Origin of the sequence: Burkholderia pyrrocinia (assembly GCF_003330765.1) — a bacterium.
GTDB classification, from domain to species: Bacteria; Pseudomonadota; Gammaproteobacteria; order Burkholderiales; family Burkholderiaceae; genus Burkholderia; species Burkholderia pyrrocinia_B.
Window position 1 is genome coordinate 1868231 of record NZ_CP024903.1, and the last position, 25574, is coordinate 1893804.

The window sequence follows — 25574 nt, forward strand, 5'->3', positions numbered from 1 at the left end:
GGGCGTGATGCGCATGACGCACAGGCACGCCGCCCTCGGCATCCGGCAGGATACGGACATCGCGGTGCGCCGTAAATTGCGCGCTATCCGCCGCTCGCGACCCGCGCGTCAGCCCGCCAGCTTCTTCAGTGCGTCGAGCACCGCGTCGCCCTTGAACGGCTTCACGATCCAGCCCTTCACGCCGGCGGCCTTGCCCCGCTCCTTCATTGCCGGGCTGCTTTCGGTCGTCAGCATCACGACGTTGACCGCCGTGTTCGCGAGTTCACCGCGAATCTTCTCGACCATCGTCAGGCCGTCCATGTTCGGCATGTTCACGTCGCTGATCACGAGGCGCACGCCGGGCGTCGCCTTGAGCTTCGCGAGCCCGTCCTTGCCGTCGACCGCCGTCGCAACGTCGAGCCCGTGATTGCGCAGGAAACCCGCGACCTCGTCGCGCACCGTGCCCGAATCGTCGACCACCAGAATCTTTGCCATGCCGTATTCCCCTTTCTTTATTGCGGACTTCAAAACAGTTCGAGTTCACCCGATTCGACCATCAGCCCCACGTCCTGCACCGATTCGCGAAAATCCTCCGGCGACCAGCTGAGGCTGAACACGAAACGCTGGTCGAGACAGACGGACCGCCCCGATGCCGGGTCGGTCATCCGGTACTTGAAGCAGAGCTGCGGACAGTCGCCGCCGAACGAGATGAACTTCTGCTTGTGATTGACGACGAGCGGCACCTGCACCGGATGCCGCGCCAGCGCCTCGGCGTCGCCCAGATAGCGGTTCTTGAACGCGCCCCACACGAGGTTGGTCAGCTCGCCGAGTACGCTGTTCACGTCGCGGAAATCCGGCGCGCGGCCGTCGTCGCGCGTGCCGCCGAGCATGTCGAGCAACGGTTGCTCGCTCGTCTGCAGCAGCATGTAGCCGCGGCACCATGCGCTTTCGAGCGCGATCAGGCTGAACACTTCGCCGAAGATGATCTGGTCGCGGACGATGCACGGCGTGTCGCGCTCGATCGTCATGCCCGGGAACAGGCTGTCGAGCCGCGCCTCGGTGATCTCCGAGATGCCGCGCACGAGCGCGTTCGGATAGTCGCGGCCGAACAGGTATTCGTCGATCGCGCGCTTGAGCGGCGTCATGTCGTCTGCGACGTAGGCCGCGCACGCGACGCGCGCGAGCGCGTCGGGCAGCCCGTCGCGCGACGCGAGCGATTCGCGGCGCAGGATAATCGGCAGTTCGGGCCGCAGCGCATCGATCTGCGTCGCGATGATCGCGCTCTCGGCCGGCGAGCCGCCGTAGTCCTCGGCGAGCAGGATCGCGCCCAGATCGATGTTCGAACGCAGCACCTTCAGCAGCCGGTTGCGCCGCACGGTCAGGCCGACCAGGTTGTGCTCGTCGCAGAAACGCTTGATCGCGTCGGCGTGCGCGCGGCTGTCGTCTAGCACGAGCACCTTGCTGACGGGTTGGTCTTCGGTCATCTCAAGGGTTCCTAATGGTCGGTCAGAACAGTTCGAGCTCGCCGCCGGTATCCACCGCGGCCGTTTCCGGCACATGGAAATCGACCGGCGCGTTCGCGCACACGCACAGCGTCGCGCCGACCCGCACGTCGCCGTCGAGCGTCAGGTCGTACGCGGCCACGTGGTCGGGCGCGAGCGCGGGCAGGTAGTCGATGCTCGCGCCGCTCAGCAGGTAAGGCGTCGACATCCCGAGATGGGGAAACGGCGCGGTCAGCGCCTGGTTGATCGCGCCGCAGCACAGGTTCGCGACTTCCATGAACGCTTCGGGCAGCGGCCGCTGGCTGCTGGTGCCCACCGTCGCACCGGCGAAGCGGCGGCGCGTCGAATCGTCGTCGCTGAAGCGCAGCGCGAGCAGCAGGCGGAAATGCAGCGCCGAGATCGTCAGCACCGCGACGTGCTCGGGCACCTTCGGCGTCGATCGGGACTTCGCGCGCGCGTGATCGTGCGCGTCGCCGACGGACGGCCGGATGTCGCACACGCCGCCGGACGCGAGCCGCGTGCGCGCCGCATCGAAAAAGATCCGCTCGAAGCCGGCCTTCGCCTGCGCGCTGATCACGCCGCCTCTCCTTCGACCCGCGCGTGCAGTTGCCCGGCCAGCGTCTCGACGGTCGCGAGCGCGGCCGTGATCATCTTGCCGCCGGCCTGGATGTCCTGGAACGTCGCGGCCGTCACGAGGTCGTTGCGGTTCAGGCTGTCGCGATAGCTGTTCGACAGTTGCTGCGAACGCGCGGCCAGCCCGCGCACCTCGCTCGCGACGATCGAGAAGCCGCGCCCGGCCGTGCCCGCACGTGCGGCCTCGATCGACGCGTTCAGCGACACGATCGACACATGCGCGACGATCGCCGACAGTTCGTGGTTCTTCGCGCGCATGTCCTGGTTCTGCGTGGTCAGCGAGATCATCTGCTCGTGCCAGCGCTCGAACGTGCCGGCGAGCCCACGCAGGCGCGCGGCTTCGTCGGCGATCTTCATCGCATGCTGCGCAAGCGCGGCGCGGTCGGCCGACAGCGCCTGCAGCATGTCGCGCTGCGTGCCGGTCGCGGCGGCCTCGCGCGCCAGCGCATCCTCGAGCTGCGCCTCGCGGTGTGCCCATGTGTCGGCCGCCTCCGCATGTGCCGACGCCGCCTGTTCGGCTCGCGCGTCGGCCGCGTCGAGCGCGCCGCGTAACGCGGCCGCGTCGTGTTCCATCGCCGCGACGAGCCGCTTGCGCGTCACGCGAAACACGACCGCCGCCACCACCGCGACGACAACGCCGCCCGCCAGCGCGGCGGCAATCTGGATCATCCACGCCTGCACGATCACTTTGTCACTCCGCTACGCCGATATCAGCGATGCGCGCGTGCTCATGCACCGCGCCGTCCGCCGCGAAGCGTGCCGGCAGCGACACGATCGTCTCGAACGCGCGATACGGCGCGCCGACGCGATCGTCGGTGAAGCGCAGCGCGATATCGCCGCCGTCGCGCTTCAGGAAGCTGCGCACCGCGTCCATGCCGACACCGCGCCCCGACACTTCGGTCACCGCGTGCGCGGTCGAGAAACCCGGCCGGAAGATCAGTTCGGCCACCGCGTCGTCGGACAGCGCCGCTTCGTTGTCGGCATCGATCCAGCCGCGCTCGCGCGCGATGCCGCGAATCCGGTCGAGCGCGAGGCCGCGGCCGTCGTCGCCGAGCACGAACCACAGCTCGCCGCCGCCCACGCCCACCGCGATGTCGATCGTGCCGGACGCCGCCTTGCCGGCCGCGCGCCGCTCGTCCGACGATTCGATTCCGTGGTCGATCGCGTTGCGCAGCAGGTGCATGAACACGTTCTTCAGCGTCGCGCCGATCTCGCTGCGCACGCGATGGCCGTGGCTGTCGATATGCACGACGGGCGCCGGCTTGCCGAGTTCGGCCGCGAGCGACGGCAGCGACTCGATCACGCCGCCGAGCGCGTCGCCGATGCCCTGCGTGCCGAGCTGGCTCAGCATGCGGCGCACGGCATCGCGCGCCGCATGCCAGTCGGCCGCATTCGCCGGATCGGCGCCGTCGAGCACGCGCAAGCTTTCGCTGATGTGCGCGCGCTCGACCATCAGGTAGTCGGCCCCGCCCTGTACCGGTTCGCCGCTGCGGCCGAGCGTGACCGCGTTGATCGTCGCGTAATGGTCGACAGCCTCGCGTACGCGCGCCAGATCGTCCATCAGCGCGTCGCGGTTCCACTCGGGGCCGCCGTCCGCGCGGCGCAGCGATTCGTACGCCTGTTCCGCTTCATGGACGATGTTCGTCAGGTGCTGGAGGCTGTACGTGCGCGCATTGCCCTTGATCGTGTGCATGTTGCGGAACAGTGCCGCGACGATCGAGTGATCGGCGCGCTCGTGCTGGCGGATCATCCGCTCGTTGTCGCTGAGGAAGCCCTTCGCGCTGTGCACGAAGTCGTGGAACTTGTCCTGGCTGATCGACAGGATCTCGCCGATCATCTCGAGGCGGCGCTGCTGCTCGCCGGCCTGCGCGGTCAGTTCGCGAATCTCGGTCACGTCGCGCACGCACAGCATCAGGCGCACGACCGTGTCGGTCTCGTCGGTGATCGCCGACCAGCTCAGGTCGAGCCACTTCTCGCGGCCGTCCGGCATCCGCTTCGCGACTTCGTTGACGAGCAGGTGCGCGTTGAAATCGAAATTCATGCTGTCTTCGCCCAGGCATGCGTGCACCGCCGCGTCGACCTGCGAGCGCGCGTCGGCGCCGATCCCCGAGTCGTCGAACACGAGCGTCATCAGGTCGCGGCCGGCGATGTCGTTGGTCTCGAAGATGGTTTCGAGGTACGCCGAATACTCCGCATGCACGACGCCGCCTTCGACGACGGTCAGGATCCCCTGCTGCATGTTCTGCAGCATCGCCTGGATGTCCGCCGTCTTCTGCTTGAGCTGCGCGGCGTTCTCCTGGATCTTCTCGATCATCCCGTTGAACGCGACGATCGAATGGCCGATCTCGTCCATCCGCCCCACCGGCACGCGGCGCGTGAAATCCTGGCTCGTCGCGATCTCGCTCATCATCGTCTGCATCCCGATCAGCGGGCGCGTAATCTGGCGATACAGCACGAAGCCGAGCGCGGTCAGCAGCACGATCACCGTGCCGGCGACGCCCGCGATCGCGGTCGCCGTGGTCGCGAGCATCCCGTTCAGCGCGCTGATCGCGTCGTCCTTCTGGCGGTTCTTCTCGACGCGCAGCGTGTCGACGATGCTTTCGAGTTCGTCGCGATACTGCGCGACGTTCGCGAACAGGTAGGCCTGCGCCATCTCGGCCTTGCCGTCCGTCCTCATCTTCACGGTGTCGTCGATCGCCGCGAAATAGTTCGCGGCGCTGTCCTTCGCCTGCGTGACGAGGCCTTCCTGCGCGCGGCCGACCGCCGATTTCGCCTGCACATCGAGCGCGGCGCGCAGCGCGGCCTGCTTCGCCTTCAGCTCGTCGCGCGCCTGCGCGGCGGTATTCGCATCGGGCGCGTAGACGAGCGTCATCGTCGCGATCTGGATGTTCTTCACATCGGCGACGAGATCCGCCGACGCGAGCGCGCTCGGCACGATTCCCTGGGTGACCTGGCGCACCTCGGATGCGCTCTTGCGCGTCTGGTACACGGCATAGATGCCGATCGCGGACAGCGCGAAGAACGTCAGGACGACTAGCAGCGTAATGCGATGACGGATGGTCATGAGTCCAGCTCCCCGCAGCGATCCGGCTTCGATCGCCCTTTGGTCTATTGAAAGAATGTGAGCGCCGAATTATCGGGGATGGTGTATGACTGTCCGATGACCGTTAATCAATCGATCATTGAGGAAAATGCAATGGTTATTTGTGGCGGGAAAAGTCTAAAGTTTCTCGCGGGCCTGCCGTTAACCTCTGGACTCCATGACCCGCGCGGCTGCACGCTTTGCCGAATCGGCAAAGCAGCGGATCTTCATTGTTTTAATCGTATTCCGCCGAATCGATTTTATTCAATACCGGTAAAACGTTTGCGCATTATCGCGTGAGTCGATTTGTTTCCGCCCCTTCTTGCGGAAAATACCGGATTCGATGCGCGGGCCCTCGCCGGCCCGCGTCGTCGTTCACGGATCGAGCGCGCCGCCCGACCAGCCGGCCGACGGCCGCGAACCCGTCAGCTTCAGTGCGACGTCGCCCTGCGCGACCAGACGCTCGCGGTTGCGCGTGACGATGCGCCCGGCCTGCGGCGCGACCAGCACATGTTCGCTGCCGGGCACGCCCGGATGCGCGACGATCCGCGCGACGCGCTCGCCGGCCTCGACCGTCGCGCCGAGTTCGCGTTCGTACACGAGCACGCCCGACACGGGCGCGAGCACGGTTTCCATGTGCGCGATCGGCACGGCTTCGCCGTGCCAGTCATGCGCGCCGGGTGACTCCGCGATCACGCCGCGGCCGCGCAGGAACGCAAGCACGCCGTCGGCGTCGCGTTCGGCGAGCGCATCCGACACGTCGGACTGCCCGCGCAGCTCGACGGTCGCGACGAACCGGTCGCGCAGGCCGCCATCGCGCGCCCAGTGCGCGGCGACGGCGCCTTCGAACGCGCCGTCGTCGTCCTCGTCCCACAGGATCGCGACATCGACGCCGAGCGCCGCCGCGAGATCGCGGCCGGCCGGCCACAGGTCGCGATGCAGGTACACGTATGGCAGCGCTTCGGAATCGGTGTGGAGATCGAGCACGATATCGGCTTCGCACGCGGCGCCGAACAGCGTGCGCTGCCACGCGGCGAATGTCGTCGCGGGCCGGCGCGCGGCCGTCGATTCATGGAAATGCCGGTTGAAATTGCGGTGCGTCGTTTCGTGGAAGCGACCGAGCAGCCGCCCCTGCCGGAATTGCGCGAGCCCGAGCGGGTTCGCCTGCGGCACGACCGTCACCGTGCCGCGCAGCACGCCGCGATCGTGCGCCGCGCACAGTTGCGGCAGCAACCGGTGCAGCACGAGCATGCCCGCGATCTCGTCCGCATGCACGCCGGCCTGCAGGTGCACGCGCGGCCCGTCGCCGGCCGACAGCCGCCATGCGCGGATCGCCAGCGGCTGCCCGCCGTCGCCCGGCACCTGCCACGTCAGCGTTTCGATCATCGTCTTGTCTCCTTCAGGATCGGTGCGTCATTCACGATGGTTCACGACGATGAACGCGCACCGGAGCCGACGCTCGCGACGAAGGCCACAATGCGCTCGCACGCGTCGGCCAGTTGCGCGTCGTCGACAACGAAGCCGAAGCGCACGAAACCCGATGCCGTATCGCCGAACGCGCTCGCGTCGAGCAGCGCGACCTGCTTCGCGCGGAACAGCCCCCATGTGAACGCATGGGCGTCGAGCCCCGTGCCGCGCACGTCGACCATCATGAACATCCCGGCCTCCGGCAGCAGGCAGCGCAGCCCCGGCACGTCGCGCAGGCGCGCGTACGCGAGGTCGCGGCGGCGCCGGTAGAGTTCGCGCATGTCCGCGACGATCGCGGCCTTGTTGTCGAGCGCCGTGACAGCCGCCTGCTGGATGAAACCCGGCAGCCCGTACAGCATGCACAGCGCGAGCCGCTCCGCATGCTCGATCAGCTCCGTCGGGCCGATCGCCCAGCCGACCCGCCAGCCCGGCATCGCATGCGATTTCGACAGGCTGCCGATCGTCACCGTCCGCTCGGCCATCCCCGGCAGCGACGCGATGCTGACCATGTCGCGCTCGAACGTCAGCGCCGCATACACCTCGTCGGACACGACCCACAGATCGCGCTCGCATGCGAGCCGCGCGATCCGCTCCAGATCGGCGCGCGGCATCACGACGCCGGTCGGGTTGCACGGCGTCGCGAAGAAGATCTCCTTCGTGCGCGGCGTCACGGCCGCTTCGAGCGCGTCGAAGTCGAGATGAAAGCCACGCGACGCGTCGACGGGCACCGGCACGAGCGTCGCGCCCGACGCGCGCACGCTCGCCTCGTAGGTGAGATACATCGGCTCCGGCACGATCACCTCGTCGCCGGCCTCGCACAGGCACATCGCCATCGCGAACAGCGCGTTCTGCGCGCCGGCCGTCACGATCACGTGCTCGGGGCCGACCGCCTGCCCCGACGCTTTCGCGTGCTCGCGCGCAATCGCCGCACGCAGTTCGGCGCGGCCGCGCACTTCGCTGTAGTGTGTGTCGCCGCCGCGCAGCGCGGCGACCGCGCGCTCGACGATCACGTCGGGCGTCGCGAAATCCGGGTCGCCCACGCTCAGGATGATCGCCGGCTCACCGGCCGCGACCGCCTGCTGCGCGGCGTAATGAATGTCCCATGCGGTCGTGCGCTTGCCCTGCAGACGATCGACCAGCTTCGAATAGTTCATGCGTCCTCCATCGCGCGGCGCCCGCCCGGCAACCGCGTCGTCAGTTGGTTCATTCAGCGCGGCATGCGCACCGGTACGCGCCGCTCGAGCCGGCCGAACGCGCGCTCGATCACGAAAGCGAGCGCGACATAGATCACCGCGATCGCGAGCAGCGGCTCGTAGGTCCGCAGCGTCTGCGCGCGGATGTAGTTCGCCGCGCCGAGCACGTCCATCACGGCGACCGTCGACGCGAGCGCCGTCGATTTCAGCAGCATCACGGTCTCGCCGGCAAGCGTCGGCAGCAGGATCTGGATCGCGCGCGGCAGCCACACGCGGCGCGCGATCATCGACGGGCGCATCCCCATCGCGCGCGCCGCCTCGATCTCGCCTTTCGGCACGCCGCGCAGGCCCGCGCGCAGCACCTCGCCGACATACGCGCCGACGCTGATCACGAGCGCGAACGCGACATACCAGAAGCCGTCGCGCAGGAACGGCCACATCACGCTGTCGCGCAGCGCCGGCCAGCCCGCGAACAGCGAGCCGACGCCGTAGTAGATCAGGTAGATCTGCACGAGCAGCGGCGTGCCGCGTATGACTTCGGTGAAGGCCTTGCTGCCCCGCGCGATGAGCGGATTCGACGACAGCCGCGCGAACGCGACGACGATCGCGAGCCCGAAGCCGAATACGGCCGAGATGACGAGCAGCTTGACGGTGGTCAGCACGCCGAGCAGCAGCAGCGACCCATAGGAGGACAGTACGCTCAGATCCATGACGTTGGCCCGATTCGATGACGAGGTGTGGTGCGACTCACGATGCCGGCATCCAGCGGCCGAAGCGGCGCTCGATCTCGCGGAACAGCACGCCGGACAGCGACGTGATCGCGAAATACACGGCCGCCACCATCAGGTAGTAATGCATGTATTCGCGCGTCGAGCCGGCCGCCTGCTTCGCCGTGTAGAGCAGCTCGCTGTAGCCGACCACGCTGATAAGCGCGCTGTCCTTCACGAGGATCAGCCACAGGTTCGCGAAGCCCGCCAGCGCGTACGGCGCCATCGCCGGCAGCGTCACGCGCCGAAACACGAGGCCCGGCGGCGCACCGAACGCACGGCCGGCCTCGATCTGCCCGTACGGGATCGCGAGGATCGCGCCGCGGATGATCTCCGCCGCGTACGCACCCTGCACGATGCCGAGCACGATCACCGCCGCCGCGAAGCCGTTGACCGCGACGGGGCCGACGCCGATCGCCGTCATCAGCAAGTTGATCGCGTCGGTGCCCGCGTAGTAGAGCAGCAGGATCAGCAGCAGTTCGGGCACCGCGCGGCACACCGTCGTGTAGCCCTGTGCGACCCGTTCGAGCACGCGCACGCCGGACAGCTTCGCGGCCGCGCCCAGCAAACCGAGCACGATGCCGACGGCAAACGCGCCGAGCGAAATCTCGAGCGTCACGCCCGCGCCCTGCAGCAGCGCGACGCCCCAGCCGTCCGGGTCCATGCCCAGGTAGCTCACCCATCCCCAACCGTCCATGCCGTCTCCTCGTTCTTGCGTGGCGCCGGTGCGCCGTATGCCCTTGCCCGTGCGATCAGTGCGGCCAGAGGTCGATCGGGAAATACTTCTTCGCGATCTGCGCGTACTTGCCCGACGCGTGCAACTGTTCGAGCGCCTGGTCCATCTGCTGTTTCAGCGGCGCATCGGCCTTGCGCATTCCCGCGCCGACGCCGTAGCCGAAGATCGCCGGATCCATCTTCACGCTGCCGGGGCCCTTCAGCTCGAACGTCGAGCCGTCCTTCGACTTCAGGAAATCGAGGATCCCGAGCTGGTCGAGATACATCGTGTCGATCCGGCCCGCGACGAGGTCCGCGTTGCAGTCGTCCTGCGTGTTGTACAGGCGCACTGTCGCGCTCTTGCCGTACGCCATCTTGATGAACTCGGCGTTCGCGGTGGAACCCTGCACGCCGATCACCTTGCCCTTCAGGCCGTCGGGCGTCAGCGCGAGCTTCGCGTTCTTCGCGCCGACGAAGGTGCCCGGCGTCTCGTAGTACGGCCGCGAGAACGCGATCACCTTCTGGCGTTCCGGCGTGATCGACATCGAGTTGAAGATCACGTCGATCTTGTCGCTGAGCAAGGCCGGGATGATGCCGTCCCACGCGACTTCCTTGATCTCGCACTTCGCCTTCATCTGGTCGCACAGCGCGCGGATCAGGTCGGCCTCGAAGCCGCTCCACTGCCCGGTCGGGCTTTTCATCAGGAACGGCGGATACGGCTCGGCGGCGACGCCGAAGCGCAGCACGCCGGACGACGCGTGCGCGGCACCGAACGGCGCGAGCGCCGCGACGACGAGACTGAACAGGCACAGCAGACTGCGTACGGCGCGTTTCATGGTCGGACTCCTTGCAGGAAAGATACGGATCGGTCAGGCCGCCCGCGCGCGCATGCGCGGGCCGTGCCCGTGATTCAGTGGTGCTGCCGGTGCGCGTTGACGAACTGGCGGCAGCGCTCGCTCTGCGGCGCGTCGAAGATCTCGGCCGGCGTGCCGCTCTCCTCGACGCGCCCCTGGTGCAGGAACAGCACCTTGTTCGACACGTCGCGCGCAAATGCCATCTCGTGCGTGACGAGGATCATCGTGCGGCCTTCGCACGCGAGATCGCGGATCACCTTCAGCACTTCGCCGACGCGTTCGGGATCGAGCGCGGAGGTCGGTTCGTCGAACAGCATGACTTTCGGCCGCATCGCCAGCGCGCGCGCGATCGCGACACGCTGCTGCTGGCCGCCGGACAGGAAAGCGGGATAGACGTTGCGCTTGTCGGCGAGGCCGACGCGTTCGAGCAGTTGCTCGGCGCGCGCGATCGCTTCGACGCGCGATTCGCGCAGCACATGCACGGGCATCTCGATCACGTTTTCGAGCACCGTGCGGTGCGCCCACAGATTGAAGCTCTGGAACACCATGCCGAGCCGCGTGCGGACCCGCTCGACCTGGCGTGGATCGGTGGGCACGGTACGGCCCTTGCGGTCGACCTTCAGCCCGATCTCCTCGCCGTCGACGACGATGCGCCCCCGGGTCGGCGTCTCGAGCAGGTTGATGCAGCGTAGCAGCGTGCTCTTGCCCGACCCGCTCGCACCGATCAGCGAGATCACCTCGCCTTCGTGCGCGCTCAGCGACACGCCCTTCAACACTTCCAGTTCGCCGAACCGCTTGTGCAGATCTTCCACCTGCACCCGTTCCTCGACGACCGATTTCACGCTCTCCACCCGCGCCAACATGCTGTCTCCTGTGTCGAATTCTCACGCCCGTCCCGCGCGGGATCGCGGCGCCTTGTTGAATGGCCGACCAACCTCATGCGGAGTCGAGTATAGGCTCTGTTGAACGGTGGTTCAACAGTTTTAAAAAAATCCGGAGCAAGGGTTTTCGCGGGTTTCGCGACGCTTTCGACGGTGCAATTGAACAAGCGTCCGGCACTCCCCTATAATCGGTGCCATGACGATTCCGTAAGGTCACCACGTGAAAAAGACTCCTGGCACGGCACCGGTTCAGACGCGCAGCCGCGGCATCCGAGAAACACCCGCGGTGCGTCAGCAATCGATCATCGACGCGACGATGCGCTGCATCGCGCGCTACAGTTACTCCGAGACCACGATCGACCGCATCTGTGCGGAAGCGAAGGTGTCGCGCGGGCTGATCAACCATCATTTCCAGTCGAAAGACGAACTGATGGCGCAGACCTACAAGCGGCTCGCGACCGACCTGCTCGACGTGTCGCGCGCGGCGGCTGCGAACGCGACGGGCCCGGAGGAAAAGCTCGACGCGATCATCAAGGTCTGTTTCGCCGCACCGGTGTTCGCGCCGAAGAACGTGAAGGTCTGGCTCGGCTTCTGGAGCGTCGCGCACAGCGACCCGGTGATCCGCAAGGCGCACAAGGAGCTGTACAGCGGCTACCGGCAGGCGCTGAAGAAACTGTTCGACCAGATCGCGGAAGTGCGCGGCGGCACCGTCGACAGCGATCTCGCCGCGCTGACGCTGACGGCCGTGATCGACGGCTTCTGGCTGGAGCTCGCGCGCGACCCGACGTCGTTCACCGCGGAAGACGCGCTGACGAGCTGCCTGCGCGTCGTCGATACGTTCCTGCCACCGCCGAAAGCGACCCGCAAGCGCGCGTAACGCACGCAAGCGCCGCGAGGCATCCCGCGGCGGAAACGACGGCCTCGCCGCGCGAGGCCGTTCGCGCTTTCAGGCCACGCGCATTTCGATCAGGTACGGCGCATCGTGCGCGGCCGCTTCGCTCAGCGCACCGGCAAGCGATACGCCCTCGTCGACCCGCTGCGCGCCCCATCCGTACGCCCGCGCGATCGCGACGAAATCCGGCGTGTGCAGATCGACGCCGACCGGCTCGACGCCGCCGTCGACCATCGCCCGCTTGATCTCCCCGTACCCGCCGTTGTTCAGCAACACGACGATCACGCGCGCGCCGTGCTGCACCGCGGTGCCGAGTTCCGCGAGCGTGTACTGGAAGCCGCCGTCGCCGGCGATGCACACGACCGGCCGCGAACGGTCGCCGAGGCTCGCGCCGACGGCCGCCGGCAGCCCGTAGCCGAGCGAGCCGAACCCCACCGACGCGTTGAACCAGCTGCGCGGCCGCGGCGCGGCGAAACCGACGTTGCCCGCGTAGACGACACGCGTCGAATCGCCGACGATCGCGGCGTCGGGCAACGCGTCGCGCACGCTGTCGAGCAGCGCGAGGTCGCGCCGCATCTCGTCGTTCAGCTCCTGCCGCGCGGCCGCGCGGCACATCGCCGCGCGCTCGATGCCGTCGCCTTCCGCGCGCGCCGGCACATCGGCCGGCACATCGGCCGGCCAGCCGCGGCGCAGCGCGCGCAGCGTTTCGCCGACATCGCCAAGCAGCGGCAGCGCGGGCACCGCATTGCGGCACAGTTGCTGCGGATCGATGTCGATCCGCACCAGCGGCGCGGGCATCGCGAAACTGCGCGTCGCGTACAGGTCGTAGTCGGTCGGCCCGAGTTCGGTGCCGAGCGCGACGATCAGATCGCTGTCGCGCATCAGCGCGCGCACGGCGTCGCTCGATGCCGACCAGGCGATGCCAAGCGGATGCGCGGGCGGCAGCACGCCGCGTCCGTTGATCGTCATTACGACCGGCGCGTCGAGCGTCTCGGCAAGCCAGCGCACGTCGTCGGCTGCGTCGAGCGCGCCGCCGCCCGCGAGGATCAGCGGCGCGCGCGCGGCCAGCGCCTTCGCACGAAATGCATCGATGCCGCCGGCCGGCGCGGGACCGGGCGCGATGCGCGCCGGTGAGGCCGGCACGGGCGGCAACGCATCGGCAGGCGCCGCGAGCACGTCGAGCGGAATCTGGATATGCACGGGGCGCGGGCGGCCGCCCGAAAACACCGCGAATGCACGCGCGATCGCCTGCGGCAGCGCGTCGGCGCGCGGCACCGTGTAGCTGAACGCGGCGACGTTGCCCGCGAACGCATGCTGGTCGGGCAATTCGTGCAGATGGCCGTTGCCCGAGCCGATGTCGCCGGACGCGTTGACGCTCGACACGACCAGCATCGGGATCGAATCCGCATACGCCTGCGCCATCGACGTCGCGATGTTCGTCATGCCGGGCCCGGTAATGACGAAGCACACGCCGGGCTTGCCGGTCGCGCGCGCATAGCCGTCCGCCATGAATCCAAGGCCCTGCTCGTGGCGCGCACTCACGTGGCGCAGCGCGCTGCCGGCCAGCCCGCGATACAGCTCGATCGTATGCACGCCGGGGATGCCGAACACCGTGTCGACGCCGTATGCGGCGAGGAGTTCAACGAGGTACATGCCTACTGTTTTCATAGGGTTTCCATCTTCAGGTCAGGTTTCAGGATCGTACGCCGGCCACCGCCGTCAGTGCGCGAGCCCCGGCAGCAGTTCGCGCACGCCTTGCGCGAGCATCTGGAACGCGATCGCGGTCAGCACGATGCCCGACAGCCGCTCGACCAGCGTCCTGCCGATCTCGCCGAGCCGCCGGCACCACGACGCCGAGCACGCATACGTCAGCCCGATCACGCCCGCATGCAGCACGCAGGCGGCGCTCAACGCGAGCAGGTCGGCCGGCGTATGAAAGCGCGTCGCGGTCGTGATCACGAGCGACATCACCGCGCTGCCGATCGACAGCGGGAAGATCAGCGGCACCGCGATGAAGTTGCGCCATTGCGCGTATTCCAGCTTGGCCGCCCCGCCGCTGCGTTCGTCGTTGGCCGTGCCGCGCATCATCGGGATCGACCACAGGCACAGCACGAGGCCGCCCGTCAGCGTCAATGCGCCGAGCGTCAGGCCGAGCATGCGCAGCAGGAACTGCCCGCTCCATACCGCGCCGACCATCAGCGTCGCGATCCACGCGAACAACCTCAGCGCAATCTGCCGCTGCGTCGCGTCCGGGAAATGCCCCGTCACCGCCGCGTACATCGGGATCGCGACGGGCGGACAGAACAGCGTCAGCAGGCCCGTCAGGAACAGCAGCACGTCGCTCGACGTCAGGGTCATCGCTCGCACTCACAAGCGGTCGGGTGGATGGTGTGGCAGGCGGCATCGCGGCCGGGGGCCTCTGCTCAATCGTTCAGTCCTGCGCGGCTTCCTGCGCCGCCCGCTCGCGCGGCCGCATCTCGCCGTCGAAATCGTCGAGCGACGGGAACGCCATCGGCGCGAGCCGATCGAGGTGCGTCAGATAATCGTCGTATCGTTCGAGCACGGCCGCGCGCTCGGCGTCGCCGATATACGGCACGTGATAGCCGACGAACGACGGCAGCACGTCGAAGCCCGCATAGCCGAGCGTGCCGCGCAGCACGTGGCGCAGCATCAGGTCCATCTCGCCGTGCACGCCGTCGGCGCCGAACATGTAGTCGCGGCCGCCGCACGTATAGGCGAGCAGCGCGCGCTTGCCGCGCATCCCGCCGCGATCGTAGAAGCGCACGCCGCCATACACCTTGCCCGACACGAGCACGCGGTCGATCCAGCCTTTCATGATCGCCGGCACCGAGCACCAGAACAGCGGGAAGCTGAGGATCAGCAGGTCGCACGCGGCCAGCTTATCGAGCTCCGCGGCAATGTCCGGCGCGATCGCATGCGCGGCGACGTTCTCGCGCTGCTCCAGCGCATAGACGAGATAGTCGGGACTCTTCCGCACGCCGAAATCGGCCGCGCTCGCGACCGGATTCCATTGCATCGCGTACAGGTCGGACACCGTCACGGTATGCCCCTGCGCTTCGAGCGTAGTCACCGCGCGGTGCAGCATCGACGTCGTGAACGACTGCGGCTCGGGATGGGCGTGAACGATCAGGACTTTCATGGTGCTATTTTTCTCCGCAACACAACGTTGAAATCAGACAGACCCGGCCGCGCGCCTGCGCAGCAGCGACAGGCCGATCGCGACGCAGGTCGCGACGAGCAGCAGCGTGGACACCGACGCGATCGCCGGATCGACGTTCTCGCGCATCCCGTCCCACATGCGGCGCGGCAGCGTGTAAACGCTCCGGCTCGAAATGAACAGCGTGACGACCAGCTCGTCCCACGACAGGATGAACGCGAAGATGGCGGCCGACAGCACGCCGGGCCGGATCGACGGCAGGATCACATAGCGCAGCGTCTGCGCGAGGTTCGCGCCGAGGCTGCGCGACGCCTGCTCGATCCGCAGGCCGACAGTCGCGAGCGATGCGGATACGGCCACCACCACGTAAGGCACCGACAGCACGACGTGCGACAGGATCACGGCCGGATAGCTGTCGAGCATGCCGAACTCGCCCCACAGCCGGTAGAACGCGAGCGCCGACACGATCGGCGGCACGATCAGCGGAAACAGGATCACGCCGCGCACGAGTTCGCCGCGCCGCGACGCGACCTTCCACAGGCCGATCGCGCACAGCGTGCCGAGCGTGACCGAGATCGCCGACGATACAAGCGCGATCAGCCCGCTCTGCAGGAAGCTCGACATCCAGCCGTCGTCGTCGAGCAGCACGCGGTAGTGCTTGAGCGACAGCGCGCCGTCCGGCATCGACAGGTAGTCGCTCGGCGTCAACGACACGGGCACCGATACGAGCAGCGGCAGCATCAGGAACAGGATCGCGGCCCACGCGATGCCGACCACCAGCGCGCGGCCGGCCGTCAGTCTGGTCTTCATCTTCGATTCCTCCGGTCGGATTCAGCGCGCGCCGAACAGCTCGCGCAGGTCGACGAAACGCGCAAGCAGCGCGAGCGCGGCCAGGATCGACGCCAGCAGCAGCGACGCGAGCGCCGCCCCGCCGCCCCAGTTCACGAGCTGCAGGATCTGCGTGCTGATGTATTCGGCGATCATCACCGTGCGGCCGCCACCGAGAATCACCGGCGTCACGTAGAAGCCGAGCGAGAAGATGAACACGAGAATCGCCGCACCGACGATGCCCGGCCGCGTCTGCGGGAAGTACACCTTGCGGAACGTGACGAATGCGCCCGCGCCGAGCCCCTGCGACGCGCGCGCGAACTGCGGATCGATGCCCTTCATGTTCGCGTACAGCGGCAGCACCGCATACGGAATCATGAAATGGATCATCCCGATCACGACGCCGACCTCGTTGCGCATCAGCGGCAGCGGCGCGTCGATCAGCCCGACGCGCATCAGCAGCGTATTGACGAGCCCCTGCTCGCCGAGCAGGAACAGCCACGAGAACGCGCGCACCAGCACCGACGCCCAGAACGGCACGAGCAGCCCGAACATCAGCGCCATCCGCTGGCGCGGCCCGACGTGCGCCATCGCATACGCGATCGCGTAGCCGAGCGCGACCGAACAGACGGTCGTGACCGCGCACACGCGCAGCGTCGTCCACAGCACGCGATGCACGCCGTGATTGCCGAGCAGCCGCGCGTAGTTGTGCAGCCCCGGCTCCGGCACGGCGAAGCCGAGCCACAGCACGCGCACGAGCGGATACACGTACAGCACGATCAGCACCGCGAGCAGCGGCACGACGAGCAGCCAGTAGCGGTCGGCTTTCGCGCGGCCGAGCGGGGCAGCGCCCGCGACGGGAGAAGACAGGGTATTCATGGCGTCACGCTCACGAGGCGGCGGCTCAGGACGACATCAGGTCGGTGTATTGCGCGAGCGTCGCTTCGTAATGCTGCGCCCACCATTCCGGATTCACCTTGCACTGCTTCGCCCAGTTCTCGGGCGTGCCGGGATTGTCGGCGCGCAGCGTCTGCGGCACGGCGGCCGTCGCGGCCGGCGTCACGGGCCCGTTGCCGAGCAGCGACAGCAAACGCACCTGCGGCTCGACACCCTGCACGAACTTGATGAACTGCCACACCGCGTCGCCCGACGGATTGTTCTTCGGCACGCCCCACACGTCGCAGGACGCGAGCCCCTGCTCCCACGTATAGCGGAACCGTCCGTTGCTTTCGCGCTGCAGCACGTTCGCACGCGTATGCCAGATGCACGCCATGCTGACTTCGCCGTTGCGCAGCAGTTGCAGGCTGTCCGCGCCCGAATCCCACAGCAGCACGTTCGACTTCAACTCCTTGAGCTTCTTCATCGCGCGCGGCACGTCGATCGGATAGACCTTGTCCTTGTCGACGCCATCGGCCATCAGCGCGGCTTCGAGCGCGCCGCCCATCCACTTCCACAGTCCGCGCTTGCCCGGAAACTTGCCGACGTTCCAGAAATCGGCCCAGTTCTTCGGCGGATTCGCGCCGTATTTGCGCGCGTCGTACACAAGTACGTAGCTCAGCAGGTACGACGGCACGCCGAAATCCGATGCGAGCCCCGGCAGCGTATTGCGGCCCACGACCGAATAGTCGATCGGCCGCAGGAACCCCTGCTTGCCGAGCTTGATCGCCGCGAAGCCGTCGAGATCCATCACGTCCCAGATCACGTTCCTGTTCTCGACCATCGCCTTGATCTTGCCGTCCTCCGGCGACGAGTCGTAGCCCATCCTGATCCCGCTTGCCTTCGTGAACGGGTCCATATAGGCGGAGCGGAACGCGGAGCGCGCTTCGCCGCCCCATGCGCTGAGCACGATCTCCTTCGGGTTCGCGGCCAGCGTGTCCTTCGCGCCCATCGACAGCAGCGTCGGCGCGATGCCGGCGGCCGCGCACAGCCGCAGGAAATCGCGGCGGCGCTGCGATGTCGCCGGTTGAAGATCGCGCGCTTGGTCGAGCAGGTCTTGCAGATATCGGTTCGTCATGGTGTCTCCTCCAGGCTGGGCAGCGCCCGCACGCGTCTCGTCGTTTCCGGGCACCGGTGAATCGGCCGGCGACGACGGCGCTCGCCACGTCGCCGGTGCATCGTTCGGCGTGTCAGTCCGCCGCGATCCGGCAAGTCGCGTCGCGCTCCCACTGCACGAACACGTCCATGCCGGCGCGCGGCGACGCGAGTCCGCGCCAGGCGGGCACGTCGGCGGTCACGCGGCCGAGCGCCACGGTCTCGATGTCGAAGCGGTACGACGAGCCGAAATAGCTCCAGTGACGAATCCGCCCGACCACTTCGTTGTGCGCGCCACCGCAGGACGTCGCCGATACGGCAACCTTCTCCGGCCGCAGCGCGAACAGCAGCGCGTCATCCGGCCGCGCGCCGCACGCGGGCGCGACGAAGCGCGCATCGCCCACACGGTAGTGCGTCGTGTCCGCGTCGCCGCCGAGCGCGACGCCTTCGATGAAGTTGCTCTTGCCGAGGAAGTCGGCGACGAAGCGGTTGGCCGGCTGCTCGTACAGCCCGTCCGGCGTGCCGATCTGTTCGAGATGGCCGTCGCGCATGATCGCGATCCGGTCCGACATCGACAGCGCCTCCTCCTGATCGTGCGTGACGAACAGGAAGGTCGCGCCGAGCCGCTCGTGCAGCGCCTTCAGTTCGACCTGCACCTCGCCGCGCAGCTTGCGGTCGAGCGCGCCGAGCGGCTCGTCGAGCAGCACCAGATCGGGATCGAACACCAGCGCGCGCGCGATCGCCACGCGCTGCTGCTGGCCGCCGGACAGCTGGCGCGGCAACCGGTCCGCGAGATGGCCGAGCCGCACGAGATCGAGCGCGGCCTTCACGCGCTTCACCGCGTCGGGCCCCTTCTGCTTGCGCACCATCAGCGGATACGCGACGTTCTGCTCGACCGTCATGTGCGGAAACAGCGCATAGCCCTGGAACACCATCCCGAAGTTGCGCTTCTCGGGCGGCAACGCGACGATGCTGCGGCCGCCGACGCGCAGGTCGCCGGTGGTCGGGTGCTCGAAGCCCGCGACGATCGTCAGCAGCGTCGTCTTGCCGGAACCCGACGGCCCGAGGATCGTCAGGAATTCGCCGCGCGGGATGTCGATCGTGGTTTCCCCGAGCGCCTGCACGCTGCCATAGCGCTTCGACACGCGTTCGATCTGCAACCCCGCGCCGCTTGCCATGCGCCCCGCCGCTTCCGCGCGATGCGCGTGCGTGCCGGGCCTTCCTTCCTCCACACCTGCCGACGTCTCCATCACCACGCTCATCGTGTGTCTCCTGGTCGACTCACAATTGGGTTGAACGTTCATTTAACAGAACTTATACTATGCCGAAATACGGTCCGCAAGTAGCGGCGACCCTGCCGGCTCCGATACACCACCGACACAAACAGTAAGGAGACAGTGAGCACATGAACGTTGAGGACATCCGAATCGAACGGCACGGCGGCGTCGTGACCCTTCGCCTGAACCGGCCCGCGAAACGCAACTCGCTCGCGCGGCCGCATCTCGACTTCCTGCGCGACACGCTCGATGCGCTCGCGAACGATCCGGCCGTGCGCTGCCTCGTGCTGACCGGCACCGGCAGCGCGTTCTGCGCGGGCGCGGACGTCGACGAGTGGGCCGAGGCCGAGCGCAACGGCGAACTCGACACCTACGGGTGGAGCGAGCGCGCGCACCGGTTCGTCGAAGCGCTGGCGGCATTTCCGCGCCCCACCGTCGCGGCGCTGAACGGCTCGACGGTCGGCGCGGGCGCCGACATCGGCTTTGCCTGCGACTTCCGCATCGCAAGCACGGCCGCGACGCTGCGTTGCGGCTATACGGGAATGGGCTACAGCCCCGACATGGGCGGAAGCTGGTTCCTGCCGCGTCTCGCACGGCCCGACGTCGTGCGCCGCTTCATCTTCCTGAACGAACGCTGGCACGCGCAGGACGCGCTCGCAGCCGGGCTCGTGTCCGAAGTCGTCGACGCCGACGCGTTCGCGCAGCACGTCGCCGCATTCGCCGCGCGTCTCGCACAAGGGCCGAGTGTTGCGTTCGGCCACACCAAGGCGCTGCTCGCGCAGTCGCTCACGCACACGCTTGCCGAGCAGCTGCACGGCGAGCTGGCGGCCTGCGTCGCTTGCGGTCACAGCGAGGACGGCCGGGAAGCGCTTCGCGCGTCGGTCGAAGGTCGCGCCCCTCTTTTTGTCGGGAGATGATTCATGGATTTTTCGCTGACCCAAGAACAGGAAATGCTGGTGTCGTCGCTGCGTCAGTTCGTCGAAAAGGAACTGCAGCCCCATGAATTCGCGGTCGACCGCGCGGACGACGTGCCGCCCGAACTTGCCGATTCGATCCGCCGCAAGGCGCTCGAGCTCGGCTTCTACGCGTTCAACATGCCCGAAAGCGCCGGCGGCCCGGGCCTCGACTACGTGACGCAGGCGCTCGTCGAGCGCGAGCTCGGCCGCACGAGCTGGGCGCTGCACGTGTTCGTCGCGCGGCCGAGCAAGATCCTGATGGCGTGCAAGGGCGACCAGATCGAGCGCTATCTGAAGCCGGCCGTGCGCGGCGAGCGCGTGGACTGCTTCGCGCTGACCGAGCCGGGCGCCGGTTCCGACGCGATGGGCATCCGCACGCGCGCGGTGCGCGACGGCGACGACTACGTGATCAACGGCAGCAAGCACTTCATCAGCCACGCGGATACGGCCGATTTCGTGATCCTGTTCGCCGTCACCGGCGAGGAGGAAGTGCGCGGCCAGAAGCGCAAGCGCGTGACCTGCTTCCTGATCGACAAGGACACGCCGGGCATGACCGTGCGGCGCGGCCCGCACTGCACGAGCCTGCGCGGCTATCACCAGTCGGAGATCTTCCTGACCGACTGCCGCGTCAGCGCCGCGCAGATCCTCGGCGACGAACATCGCGGCTTCGACCTCGCGAACGACTGGCTGACCGCCGGCCGCGTGATGGTCGCGGCCAACAACATCGGCCGCGCGCAGCGCGCGTTCGAGATGGCCGCCGAATGGGCGGCGACGCGCCAGCAGTTCGGCAAGCGCATCGGCGAATTCCAGGGCACGTCGTTCAAGCTCGCCGACATGCAGACCGAGATCCGCGCGGCGGAACTCGTCACGCTCTATACCGCGCAGAAGCTCGACCTGGGCACGATGACCGACGGCGACGCCGCGCTCGCGAAGCTGCTGGCGACCGAAACGCTCGGCCGCGTGACCGATCATGCGGTGCAGATCTACGGCGGCATGGGGCTGATGGACGAACTGCCGATCGAGCGCTTCTGGCGCGATGCACGCATCGAGCGCATCTGGGAAGGCACGTCCGAGATCCAGCGGCACATCCTGTCGAAGGAAATCCTCCGACGCTACAGCTGACGCGAACCGTCGCGCCGGCGTACCCGGCGCGACTTCCGAAAGGACCTTTCATGACCTCCTCTCCCGCAGTCAGGGATCGCCGCGCCGCCGCCGCGGCCAATCTGCACCGGCTGCTCGATCCGGCCAGCATCGCGTTCGTCGGCGGACGCGGCATCGCCGGCGCCGTGCAGCGCTGTCGCGACTATGGCTATGCCGGCGACATCCGGCTCGTCAACCCGAACCATGCCGAGATCGACGGCGTGCGCTGCCACGCGAGCGTCGCCGACCTGCCCGCCGCGCCCGATGCCGTGTTCGTCGCGGTGCCCGCGCGGCAGGCGATCGACGTCGTGCGTGCGCTCGCCGAACGCGGCGCCGGCGGCGCGATCGTCTATGCGTCGGGCTTCTCCGAGACCGGCGCCGACGGCACCGCGCTGCAGCAGGCGCTGATCGACGCGGCCGGCGACATGGCCGTGCTCGGGCCGAACTGCTACGGGCTGATCAACGGACTGAACGGCAGCGCGCTGTGGCCGGTCGCGCACGGCGCGCCGCGCGTCGAATCCGGTGTCGCCGTGATCACGCAGAGCGGCAACCTCGCGTACAACCTGTCCATGAGCGCGCGCTCGGTGCCGTTCGCATACCTGGCGAGCGTCGGCAACCAGGCATCGGTCGACATCGCGCGCCTCGTCGACGCGTTCGTCGACAATCCGCGCATCCGCGCGATCGGCGTGCATCTCGAAGGGCTGAAGGACGTCTGCGCGTTCAGCGAGGCCGCCGCACGCGCGCTCGCGCGCGGCGTGCCGATCGTCGCGCTGAAGAGCGGCACGTCGACGCTCGGCGCGCAGCTCGCGATGAGCCACACGAGTTCGCTCGCGGGCTCGGACGCGCTGTACGACGCGCTGTTCCGGCGGCTCGGCGTGATTCGCGCGAAAGACCCGGTCGGCCTCGTCGAGACGCTGAAGCTGCTCGCGATCGCCGGCGTGCCCGAGCGCCGCACGCTTGCCGCGCTCGCAACGTCCGGCGGCGATGCGGGGCTCGTCGCCGATCTCGGCGACGCGCGCGGCATTGCGTTCCCGCCGGTCGGCGCCACGGGCCGCGATGCGCTCGGCAACGTCCTGCCCGCGTACGCGACGATCGCGAACCCGCTCGACTTTACGACGACGCCGTGGGGCGATCCCGGCAGGATGCGCGCGTGCTGCGACGCACTGCTGGCCGACCGCCCCGGCGCGGCCGCGATGATTCTCGACTATCCGCAGGAAGCGACCGGCGAACGGCCGCTGTGCGATATCGCGGCCGGCGCGTTCGCGGCGTCCGCGCGCCAGCACGGCGTGGTCGGCGCGGTGATCTCGGTGTTCCCGGAGCTGACACCGCCCGATCACGCTACGCGCATGGCCGCGGCCGGCATTGCGCCGCTGCAGGGGCTCGCCGACGGGATCGACGCGATCGGCGCGGCCATGGCCTACGGCGACACGCGCCGCCGCATACTCGACGCCGATGCGCTGAACGCGCTGCCCGTGTTGCGGGCCGGCAATGGCGGCGGCGCCGCGAAGCTGCACGACGAATGGGCGAGCAAGCGGATGCTGGCCGCGCACGGGCTCGACGTGCCGCCAGCCGAATGCGTCGCGCCCGCCGATGCGCCGGCTGCCGCGCAGCGGCTCGGCTTTCCGGTTTGCGTGAAGATCGTCAGCGATCGGCTGCCGCACAAGACCGAGGCCGGCGCGGTCGCGCTGAAGCTCGCGTCGCCCGAGGCCGTCGCCGACGCGGTCGAGCGGATGACCGCGCAAGTCGCGCGTTATGCGCCCGACATCCGCGTCGAGCGCATCCTCGTCGAGAAGATGGCCGACGCACCGCTGCTCGAACTCATCGTCGGCGTGAAGCGCGAGCCGAACTTCGGTCTCGCGCTCGTGCTCGGCGCCGGCGGCGTGCTGGTCGAGCTGATCCGCGACACCGCGACGCTGCTGCTGCCCGTGCGCGAAAACGACGTGCGCGACGCGCTGCTCGGGCTCAAGCTCGGGCCGCTGCTGACCGGCTATCGCGGGCGGCCGAAGGCCGATCTCGATGCCGTTGTCGCGAACGTGATGGCGATCGCGCGTTTCGCGCAAGCGCACGCGGATACGCTCGTCGAGCTCGACGTCAATCCGCTGCTGGCGATGGAACACGGCGCGGTGGCCGTCGACGCGCTGGTCAGGCTCGACGCGTGAAGCATGCCGGCCTGCTCATGGATCGTGTGAGCAGGCCGGCCGTGCCCGGCCCGGGAACGAGCAAGAATCAGAAGTTATGCCGCATGCCGATGCGCGCGGCGGCCTGCGTGCGACTCGTCGACGGCGTGAAGCTGTAGCCGATCACCGCGTCGACGCCCTGCGATGCGCGCATCCAGTCGACGGCCGCATACACGTCGGTGCGCTTCGACAGCGCATAGTGCGCGCCGAGCGCGGCCTCGTGCCAGTGATGGCCTTCGAACGTCGTGTACTGGTAGCCCGCGACGAGCGACAGCGGCGCGGTCATCTGGTACAGGCCGCCCGCCTCGTACACGCGCATCGTCGACGATTGCCCGTAGCCCTTGAACGTCGTGTTGCTGAAGTCCGCGCTAAGCGTCAGCTTGCCGAGCACGTACGATGCGCCGATCCCGAAGATCGATTGCGAATTGATCGCAAACGGCGTCGCGTCGTGCAGGTCGGTGACCGCGCCCGTCGCCGGATCGACGGTCGCGACCGTCTGCCCGAGCATCGACGTCACGCCCATCTGCGCGTACGGATCGAGCGCCGCGAGCCCGCGCGGCGAATTGAGCCGCGTATAGTTGCCGCCCGTCGAGAAATCGCCGTGCGTATAGGTCGCACCGACACTCCACGCGCTGCCGTCGTGGAAGCTGCCCGCGTCGTTGCTGAACGAATACATGCCGCCGACCACGAGCCCGTGGAAGCTGTTGCTGACGAACTTCACCGCGTTCTGCAGCCGGTCGCCGCTCTGGCGGTCGAAATCGCCGAGGTGCACGCCATAACCGCTGCCGAACGCGCTGACGTTGAACGCCGCCGTGAAGTCGTACGCGAAGTCGTACTGGTTGCCAAAGGTCAGCGTGCCCCAGTCGTTGCCGAGCCCCACGTAGGCCTGGCGGCCGAACATCGCGCCGCCCTGGTTCAGCTTGCCGGTGCCGAGCCGGAAGCCGTTCTCGAGCTTGAACACGGCCTTGTTGCCGCCGCCGAGATCCTCGGTGCCCATCAGGCCGACACGGTTGCCGTACGACACGCCGTCGTCGAACAGGTACGCATGCGCGCCGCCCGCGTTGTTCACGTAGGTGATGCCGCCGTCGATGATCCCGTACAGCGATACGCTGCTTTGCGCATGCGCATGGCCCTGAACCATCACCGACATCATGCCGGCCAGCAGGAAGCGTTTCTTCATTTCCGGTGTCTCCAGTTTCCGCGAGGCGGATCGATTTTCGTTGTTCGAGGAACGCCGCCCGCCTGCTTTTTTTCGGCACCGCGGCGCTGGCGAGTATAGGTTTCGTTGAATGAATGTTCAATCGATTGATGCGTCGATCTGCACGGTGTTTACACGCATCGGAAATTTCTTTATTGAAAAAACGTTCAACCCGTCATAACATCGACCGGCAGCCCCGCGGACGACATGCGGGCTCCGTTCCGAACCTCCGGAGTGCACAGGATGACGACCCACCTCAGCCCCGCCGCCGAGCCGCGCCTGCGCTCGGCCTACGAAGGACAGAAGGCGCGCCCGTACGATCCGGCCGCACCGATCGCGACGCCGCTCGAACTGCACCGCTGCATCGTGCAGCCCGAATGGGTCGACTACAACGGCCACATGAGCGAATCGTGCTACCTGTTCGTGTTCGGCGACAGCAGCGATGCGTTCTTCCGCTACTTCGGCATCGACGACGACTATCGCGAAGCCGGCTGCTCGATCTATTCGGCGGAGACGCACATCCGCCACCTGCGCGAAGCGATGCTCGGCGAACCGCTGCGGCTCACGCTGCGGCTGCTCGACGTCGACGACCGGCGCCTGCACGTGTTCCATTCGATGCATCACGCGACGACCGGCACGCCGCTCGCGACCGCCGAACAGTTGCTGACCCACGTCGACATGCACGCGAAGCGCTCGGCGCCGTTTCCCGACACGATGCGCCGCCATCTCGACGCGATTCACACCGAACATGCACGCGCGCCGCGCGAGCCTCATGCCGGCCGCGCGATCGCGATTCGCCGCCCCGCCCCTGCTTCACGCTGAACC

General features: G+C 68.0%; 25 protein-coding genes. 6 read left to right on the plus strand and 19 right to left on the minus strand.

Going from position 1 to position 25574, the window contains the following annotated elements; genetic code table 11:
• Positions 1-108: 108 nt before the first annotated feature.
• The 5 genes from CUJ89_RS25960 to CUJ89_RS25980 are packed head-to-tail and all read right to left on the minus strand — an operon-like array spanning position 109 to position 5178.
• On the minus strand, positions 109-474 hold the full coding sequence (locus tag CUJ89_RS25960; protein ID WP_006486240.1) for a response regulator: 366 nt from the start codon (positions 472-474) through the stop codon (positions 109-111).
• Between the two features lie 29 nt (positions 475-503).
• Positions 504-1463 carry a chemotaxis protein CheX gene (locus CUJ89_RS25965; protein ID WP_114180223.1) on the minus strand — a complete coding sequence of 320 codons (960 nt, stop codon included), beginning with the start codon at positions 1461-1463 and terminating at the stop codon, positions 504-506.
• Between the two features lie 22 nt (positions 1464-1485).
• A complete protein-coding gene (locus CUJ89_RS25970) occupies positions 1486-2058 on the minus strand; it encodes a hypothetical protein (protein WP_114180224.1) in 573 nt (190 codons plus the stop codon).
• Complete coding sequence (locus CUJ89_RS25975; RefSeq protein WP_114181563.1) at positions 2055-2783, minus strand: methyl-accepting chemotaxis protein; 729 nt, start codon at positions 2781-2783, stop codon at positions 2055-2057. The genes CUJ89_RS25970 and CUJ89_RS25975 overlap by 4 nt, the downstream gene beginning before the upstream one ends.
• A 22-nt stretch (positions 2784-2805) precedes the next feature.
• Positions 2806-5178 carry an MCP four helix bundle domain-containing protein gene (locus CUJ89_RS25980; protein WP_114180225.1) on the minus strand — a complete coding sequence of 791 codons (2373 nt, stop codon included), beginning with the start codon at positions 5176-5178 and terminating at the stop codon, positions 2806-2808.
• A 96-nt stretch (positions 5179-5274) separates the two neighbouring features.
• Here CUJ89_RS25980 and CUJ89_RS25985 point away from each other — a divergent pair, with 96 nt between their 5' ends.
• Positions 5275-5496, plus strand: a complete 222-nt coding sequence (locus CUJ89_RS25985; protein WP_201752333.1) for a hypothetical protein — start codon at positions 5275-5277, stop codon at positions 5494-5496.
• Between the two features lie 75 nt (positions 5497-5571).
• On the opposite strand, the gene CUJ89_RS25990 is transcribed toward CUJ89_RS25985, so the two are convergent.
• The 6 genes from CUJ89_RS25990 to CUJ89_RS26015 form a co-directional block, all read right to left on the minus strand.
• Complete coding sequence (locus CUJ89_RS25990) at positions 5572-6582, minus strand: succinylglutamate desuccinylase/aspartoacylase domain-containing protein (protein WP_114180226.1); 1011 nt, start codon at positions 6580-6582, stop codon at positions 5572-5574.
• Between the two features lie 41 nt (positions 6583-6623).
• A complete protein-coding gene (locus tag CUJ89_RS25995; protein WP_114180227.1) occupies positions 6624-7817 on the minus strand; it encodes a pyridoxal phosphate-dependent aminotransferase in 1194 nt (397 codons plus the stop codon).
• A gap of 53 nt (positions 7818-7870) precedes the next feature.
• The gene (locus tag CUJ89_RS26000) at positions 7871-8566 is read right to left on the minus strand and encodes an ABC transporter permease (protein ID WP_114180228.1); all 696 of its coding nucleotides are present in this window, start codon (positions 8564-8566) and stop codon (positions 7871-7873) included.
• Positions 8567-8603: 37 nt separating this feature from the next.
• The gene (locus CUJ89_RS26005; RefSeq protein WP_114180229.1) at positions 8604-9320 is read right to left on the minus strand and encodes an ABC transporter permease; all 717 of its coding nucleotides are present in this window, start codon (positions 9318-9320) and stop codon (positions 8604-8606) included.
• A 55-nt stretch (positions 9321-9375) separates the two neighbouring features.
• Positions 9376-10173: a transporter substrate-binding domain-containing protein gene (locus CUJ89_RS26010; protein WP_114180230.1), complete on the minus strand. Its 798-nt coding sequence runs from the start codon at positions 10171-10173 to the stop codon at positions 9376-9378.
• A 74-nt stretch (positions 10174-10247) separates the two neighbouring features.
• On the minus strand, positions 10248-11033 hold the full coding sequence (locus tag CUJ89_RS26015) for an ABC transporter ATP-binding protein (protein ID WP_415859060.1): 786 nt from the start codon (positions 11031-11033) through the stop codon (positions 10248-10250).
• Between the two features lie 259 nt (positions 11034-11292).
• On the opposite strand from CUJ89_RS26015, the gene CUJ89_RS26020 reads away from it, so the two are divergent.
• Positions 11293-11949 (plus strand): TetR family transcriptional regulator C-terminal domain-containing protein, encoded by a 657-nt coding sequence (locus CUJ89_RS26020; RefSeq protein ID WP_236654960.1) that lies wholly within the window; start codon positions 11293-11295, stop codon positions 11947-11949.
• A 69-nt stretch (positions 11950-12018) separates the two neighbouring features.
• Here the strand turns inward: CUJ89_RS26020 and CUJ89_RS26025 are convergent, their stop codons facing one another.
• The 7 genes from CUJ89_RS26025 to CUJ89_RS26055 all read right to left on the minus strand — a co-directional run bounded on the left by CUJ89_RS26025 (position 12019) and on the right by CUJ89_RS26055 (position 19263).
• Complete coding sequence (locus CUJ89_RS26025; RefSeq protein WP_114180232.1) at positions 12019-13632, minus strand: 5-guanidino-2-oxopentanoate decarboxylase; 1614 nt, start codon at positions 13630-13632, stop codon at positions 12019-12021.
• A gap of 51 nt (positions 13633-13683) precedes the next feature.
• Positions 13684-14322, minus strand: coding sequence for a MarC family protein (locus CUJ89_RS26030; RefSeq protein WP_114180233.1), 639 nt, complete (start codon positions 14320-14322; stop codon positions 13684-13686).
• 73 nt (positions 14323-14395) lie between these two features.
• Positions 14396-15124, minus strand: coding sequence for an NAD(P)H-dependent oxidoreductase (locus CUJ89_RS26035; RefSeq protein ID WP_114180234.1), 729 nt, complete (start codon positions 15122-15124; stop codon positions 14396-14398).
• Between the two features lie 33 nt (positions 15125-15157).
• Positions 15158-15952: an ABC transporter permease gene (locus CUJ89_RS26040; RefSeq protein WP_114180235.1), complete on the minus strand. Its 795-nt coding sequence runs from the start codon at positions 15950-15952 to the stop codon at positions 15158-15160.
• A 21-nt stretch (positions 15953-15973) separates the two neighbouring features.
• Positions 15974-16849, minus strand: a complete 876-nt coding sequence (locus CUJ89_RS26045; protein ID WP_114180236.1) for an ABC transporter permease — start codon at positions 16847-16849, stop codon at positions 15974-15976.
• 25 nt (positions 16850-16874) lie between these two features.
• On the minus strand, positions 16875-17984 hold the full coding sequence (locus CUJ89_RS26050; RefSeq protein ID WP_114180237.1) for an ABC transporter substrate-binding protein: 1110 nt from the start codon (positions 17982-17984) through the stop codon (positions 16875-16877).
• A 112-nt stretch (positions 17985-18096) separates the two neighbouring features.
• Entirely contained in the window at positions 18097-19263 is a 1167-nt protein-coding gene (locus CUJ89_RS26055; protein WP_114180238.1) for an ABC transporter ATP-binding protein, read from the minus strand.
• Positions 19264-19406: 143 nt separating this feature from the next.
• On the opposite strand from CUJ89_RS26055, the gene CUJ89_RS26060 reads away from it, so the two are divergent.
• Genes CUJ89_RS26060 through CUJ89_RS26070 form a run of 3 tightly spaced genes read left to right on the plus strand, consistent with a single transcriptional unit; the run spans position 19407 to position 23533 of the window.
• The gene (locus CUJ89_RS26060) at positions 19407-20195 is read left to right on the plus strand and encodes an enoyl-CoA hydratase/isomerase family protein (RefSeq protein ID WP_114180239.1); all 789 of its coding nucleotides are present in this window, start codon (positions 19407-19409) and stop codon (positions 20193-20195) included.
• Between the two features lie 3 nt (positions 20196-20198).
• On the plus strand, positions 20199-21356 hold the full coding sequence (locus CUJ89_RS26065) for an acyl-CoA dehydrogenase family protein (RefSeq protein WP_114180240.1): 1158 nt from the start codon (positions 20199-20201) through the stop codon (positions 21354-21356).
• A 50-nt stretch (positions 21357-21406) separates the two neighbouring features.
• The gene (locus CUJ89_RS26070) at positions 21407-23533 is read left to right on the plus strand and encodes an acetate--CoA ligase family protein (RefSeq protein ID WP_114180241.1); all 2127 of its coding nucleotides are present in this window, start codon (positions 21407-21409) and stop codon (positions 23531-23533) included.
• A 67-nt stretch (positions 23534-23600) separates the two neighbouring features.
• Here the strand turns inward: CUJ89_RS26070 and CUJ89_RS26075 are convergent, their stop codons facing one another.
• Positions 23601-24731, minus strand: coding sequence for a porin (locus CUJ89_RS26075; RefSeq protein WP_114180242.1), 1131 nt, complete (start codon positions 24729-24731; stop codon positions 23601-23603).
• A 261-nt stretch (positions 24732-24992) separates the two neighbouring features.
• Here CUJ89_RS26075 and CUJ89_RS26080 point away from each other — a divergent pair, with 261 nt between their 5' ends.
• Positions 24993-25571, plus strand: coding sequence for a thioesterase family protein (locus tag CUJ89_RS26080; protein WP_114180243.1), 579 nt, complete (start codon positions 24993-24995; stop codon positions 25569-25571).
• Positions 25572-25574: the final 3 nt, after the last annotated feature.

Excerpts from the sequence above, each read along its gene's own strand:
- CUJ89_RS25960 (WP_006486240.1), bottom strand. The coding sequence starts at position 474 with ATGGCAAAGATTCTGGTGGTCGACGATTCGGGCACGGTGCGCGACGAG.
- CUJ89_RS25965 (WP_114180223.1), bottom strand. The coding sequence starts at position 1,463 with ATGACCGAAGACCAACCCGTCAGCAAGGTGCTCGTGCTAGACGACAGC.
- CUJ89_RS25975 (WP_114181563.1), bottom strand. The coding sequence starts at position 2,783 with ATGATCCAGATTGCCGCCGCGCTGGCGGGCGGCGTTGTCGTCGCGGTG.
- CUJ89_RS25980 (WP_114180225.1), bottom strand. The coding sequence starts at position 5,178 with ATGACCATCCGTCATCGCATTACGCTGCTAGTCGTCCTGACGTTCTTC.
- CUJ89_RS25985 (WP_201752333.1), top strand. The coding sequence starts at position 5,275 with ATGACCGTTAATCAATCGATCATTGAGGAAAATGCAATGGTTATTTGT.
- CUJ89_RS25990 (WP_114180226.1), bottom strand. The coding sequence starts at position 6,582 with ATGATCGAAACGCTGACGTGGCAGGTGCCGGGCGACGGCGGGCAGCCG.
- CUJ89_RS25995 (WP_114180227.1), bottom strand. The coding sequence starts at position 7,817 with ATGAACTATTCGAAGCTGGTCGATCGTCTGCAGGGCAAGCGCACGACC.
- CUJ89_RS26000 (WP_114180228.1), bottom strand. The coding sequence starts at position 8,566 with ATGGATCTGAGCGTACTGTCCTCCTATGGGTCGCTGCTGCTGCTCGGC.
- CUJ89_RS26005 (WP_114180229.1), bottom strand. The coding sequence starts at position 9,320 with ATGGACGGTTGGGGATGGGTGAGCTACCTGGGCATGGACCCGGACGGC.
- CUJ89_RS26010 (WP_114180230.1), bottom strand. The coding sequence starts at position 10,173 with ATGAAACGCGCCGTACGCAGTCTGCTGTGCCTGTTCAGTCTCGTCGTC.
- CUJ89_RS26025 (WP_114180232.1), bottom strand. The coding sequence starts at position 13,632 with ATGAAAACAGTAGGCATGTACCTCGTTGAACTCCTCGCCGCATACGGC.
- CUJ89_RS26030 (WP_114180233.1), bottom strand. The coding sequence starts at position 14,322 with ATGACCCTGACGTCGAGCGACGTGCTGCTGTTCCTGACGGGCCTGCTG.
- CUJ89_RS26035 (WP_114180234.1), bottom strand. The coding sequence starts at position 15,124 with ATGAAAGTCCTGATCGTTCACGCCCATCCCGAGCCGCAGTCGTTCACG.
- CUJ89_RS26040 (WP_114180235.1), bottom strand. The coding sequence starts at position 15,952 with ATGAAGACCAGACTGACGGCCGGCCGCGCGCTGGTGGTCGGCATCGCG.
- CUJ89_RS26045 (WP_114180236.1), bottom strand. The coding sequence starts at position 16,849 with ATGAATACCCTGTCTTCTCCCGTCGCGGGCGCTGCCCCGCTCGGCCGC.
- CUJ89_RS26050 (WP_114180237.1), bottom strand. The coding sequence starts at position 17,984 with ATGACGAACCGATATCTGCAAGACCTGCTCGACCAAGCGCGCGATCTT.
- CUJ89_RS26055 (WP_114180238.1), bottom strand. The coding sequence starts at position 19,263 with ATGAGCGTGGTGATGGAGACGTCGGCAGGTGTGGAGGAAGGAAGGCCC.
- CUJ89_RS26060 (WP_114180239.1), top strand. The coding sequence starts at position 19,407 with ATGAACGTTGAGGACATCCGAATCGAACGGCACGGCGGCGTCGTGACC.
- CUJ89_RS26065 (WP_114180240.1), top strand. The coding sequence starts at position 20,199 with ATGGATTTTTCGCTGACCCAAGAACAGGAAATGCTGGTGTCGTCGCTG.
- CUJ89_RS26070 (WP_114180241.1), top strand. The coding sequence starts at position 21,407 with ATGACCTCCTCTCCCGCAGTCAGGGATCGCCGCGCCGCCGCCGCGGCC.
- CUJ89_RS26075 (WP_114180242.1), bottom strand. The coding sequence starts at position 24,731 with ATGAAGAAACGCTTCCTGCTGGCCGGCATGATGTCGGTGATGGTTCAG.
- CUJ89_RS26080 (WP_114180243.1), top strand. The coding sequence starts at position 24,993 with ATGACGACCCACCTCAGCCCCGCCGCCGAGCCGCGCCTGCGCTCGGCC.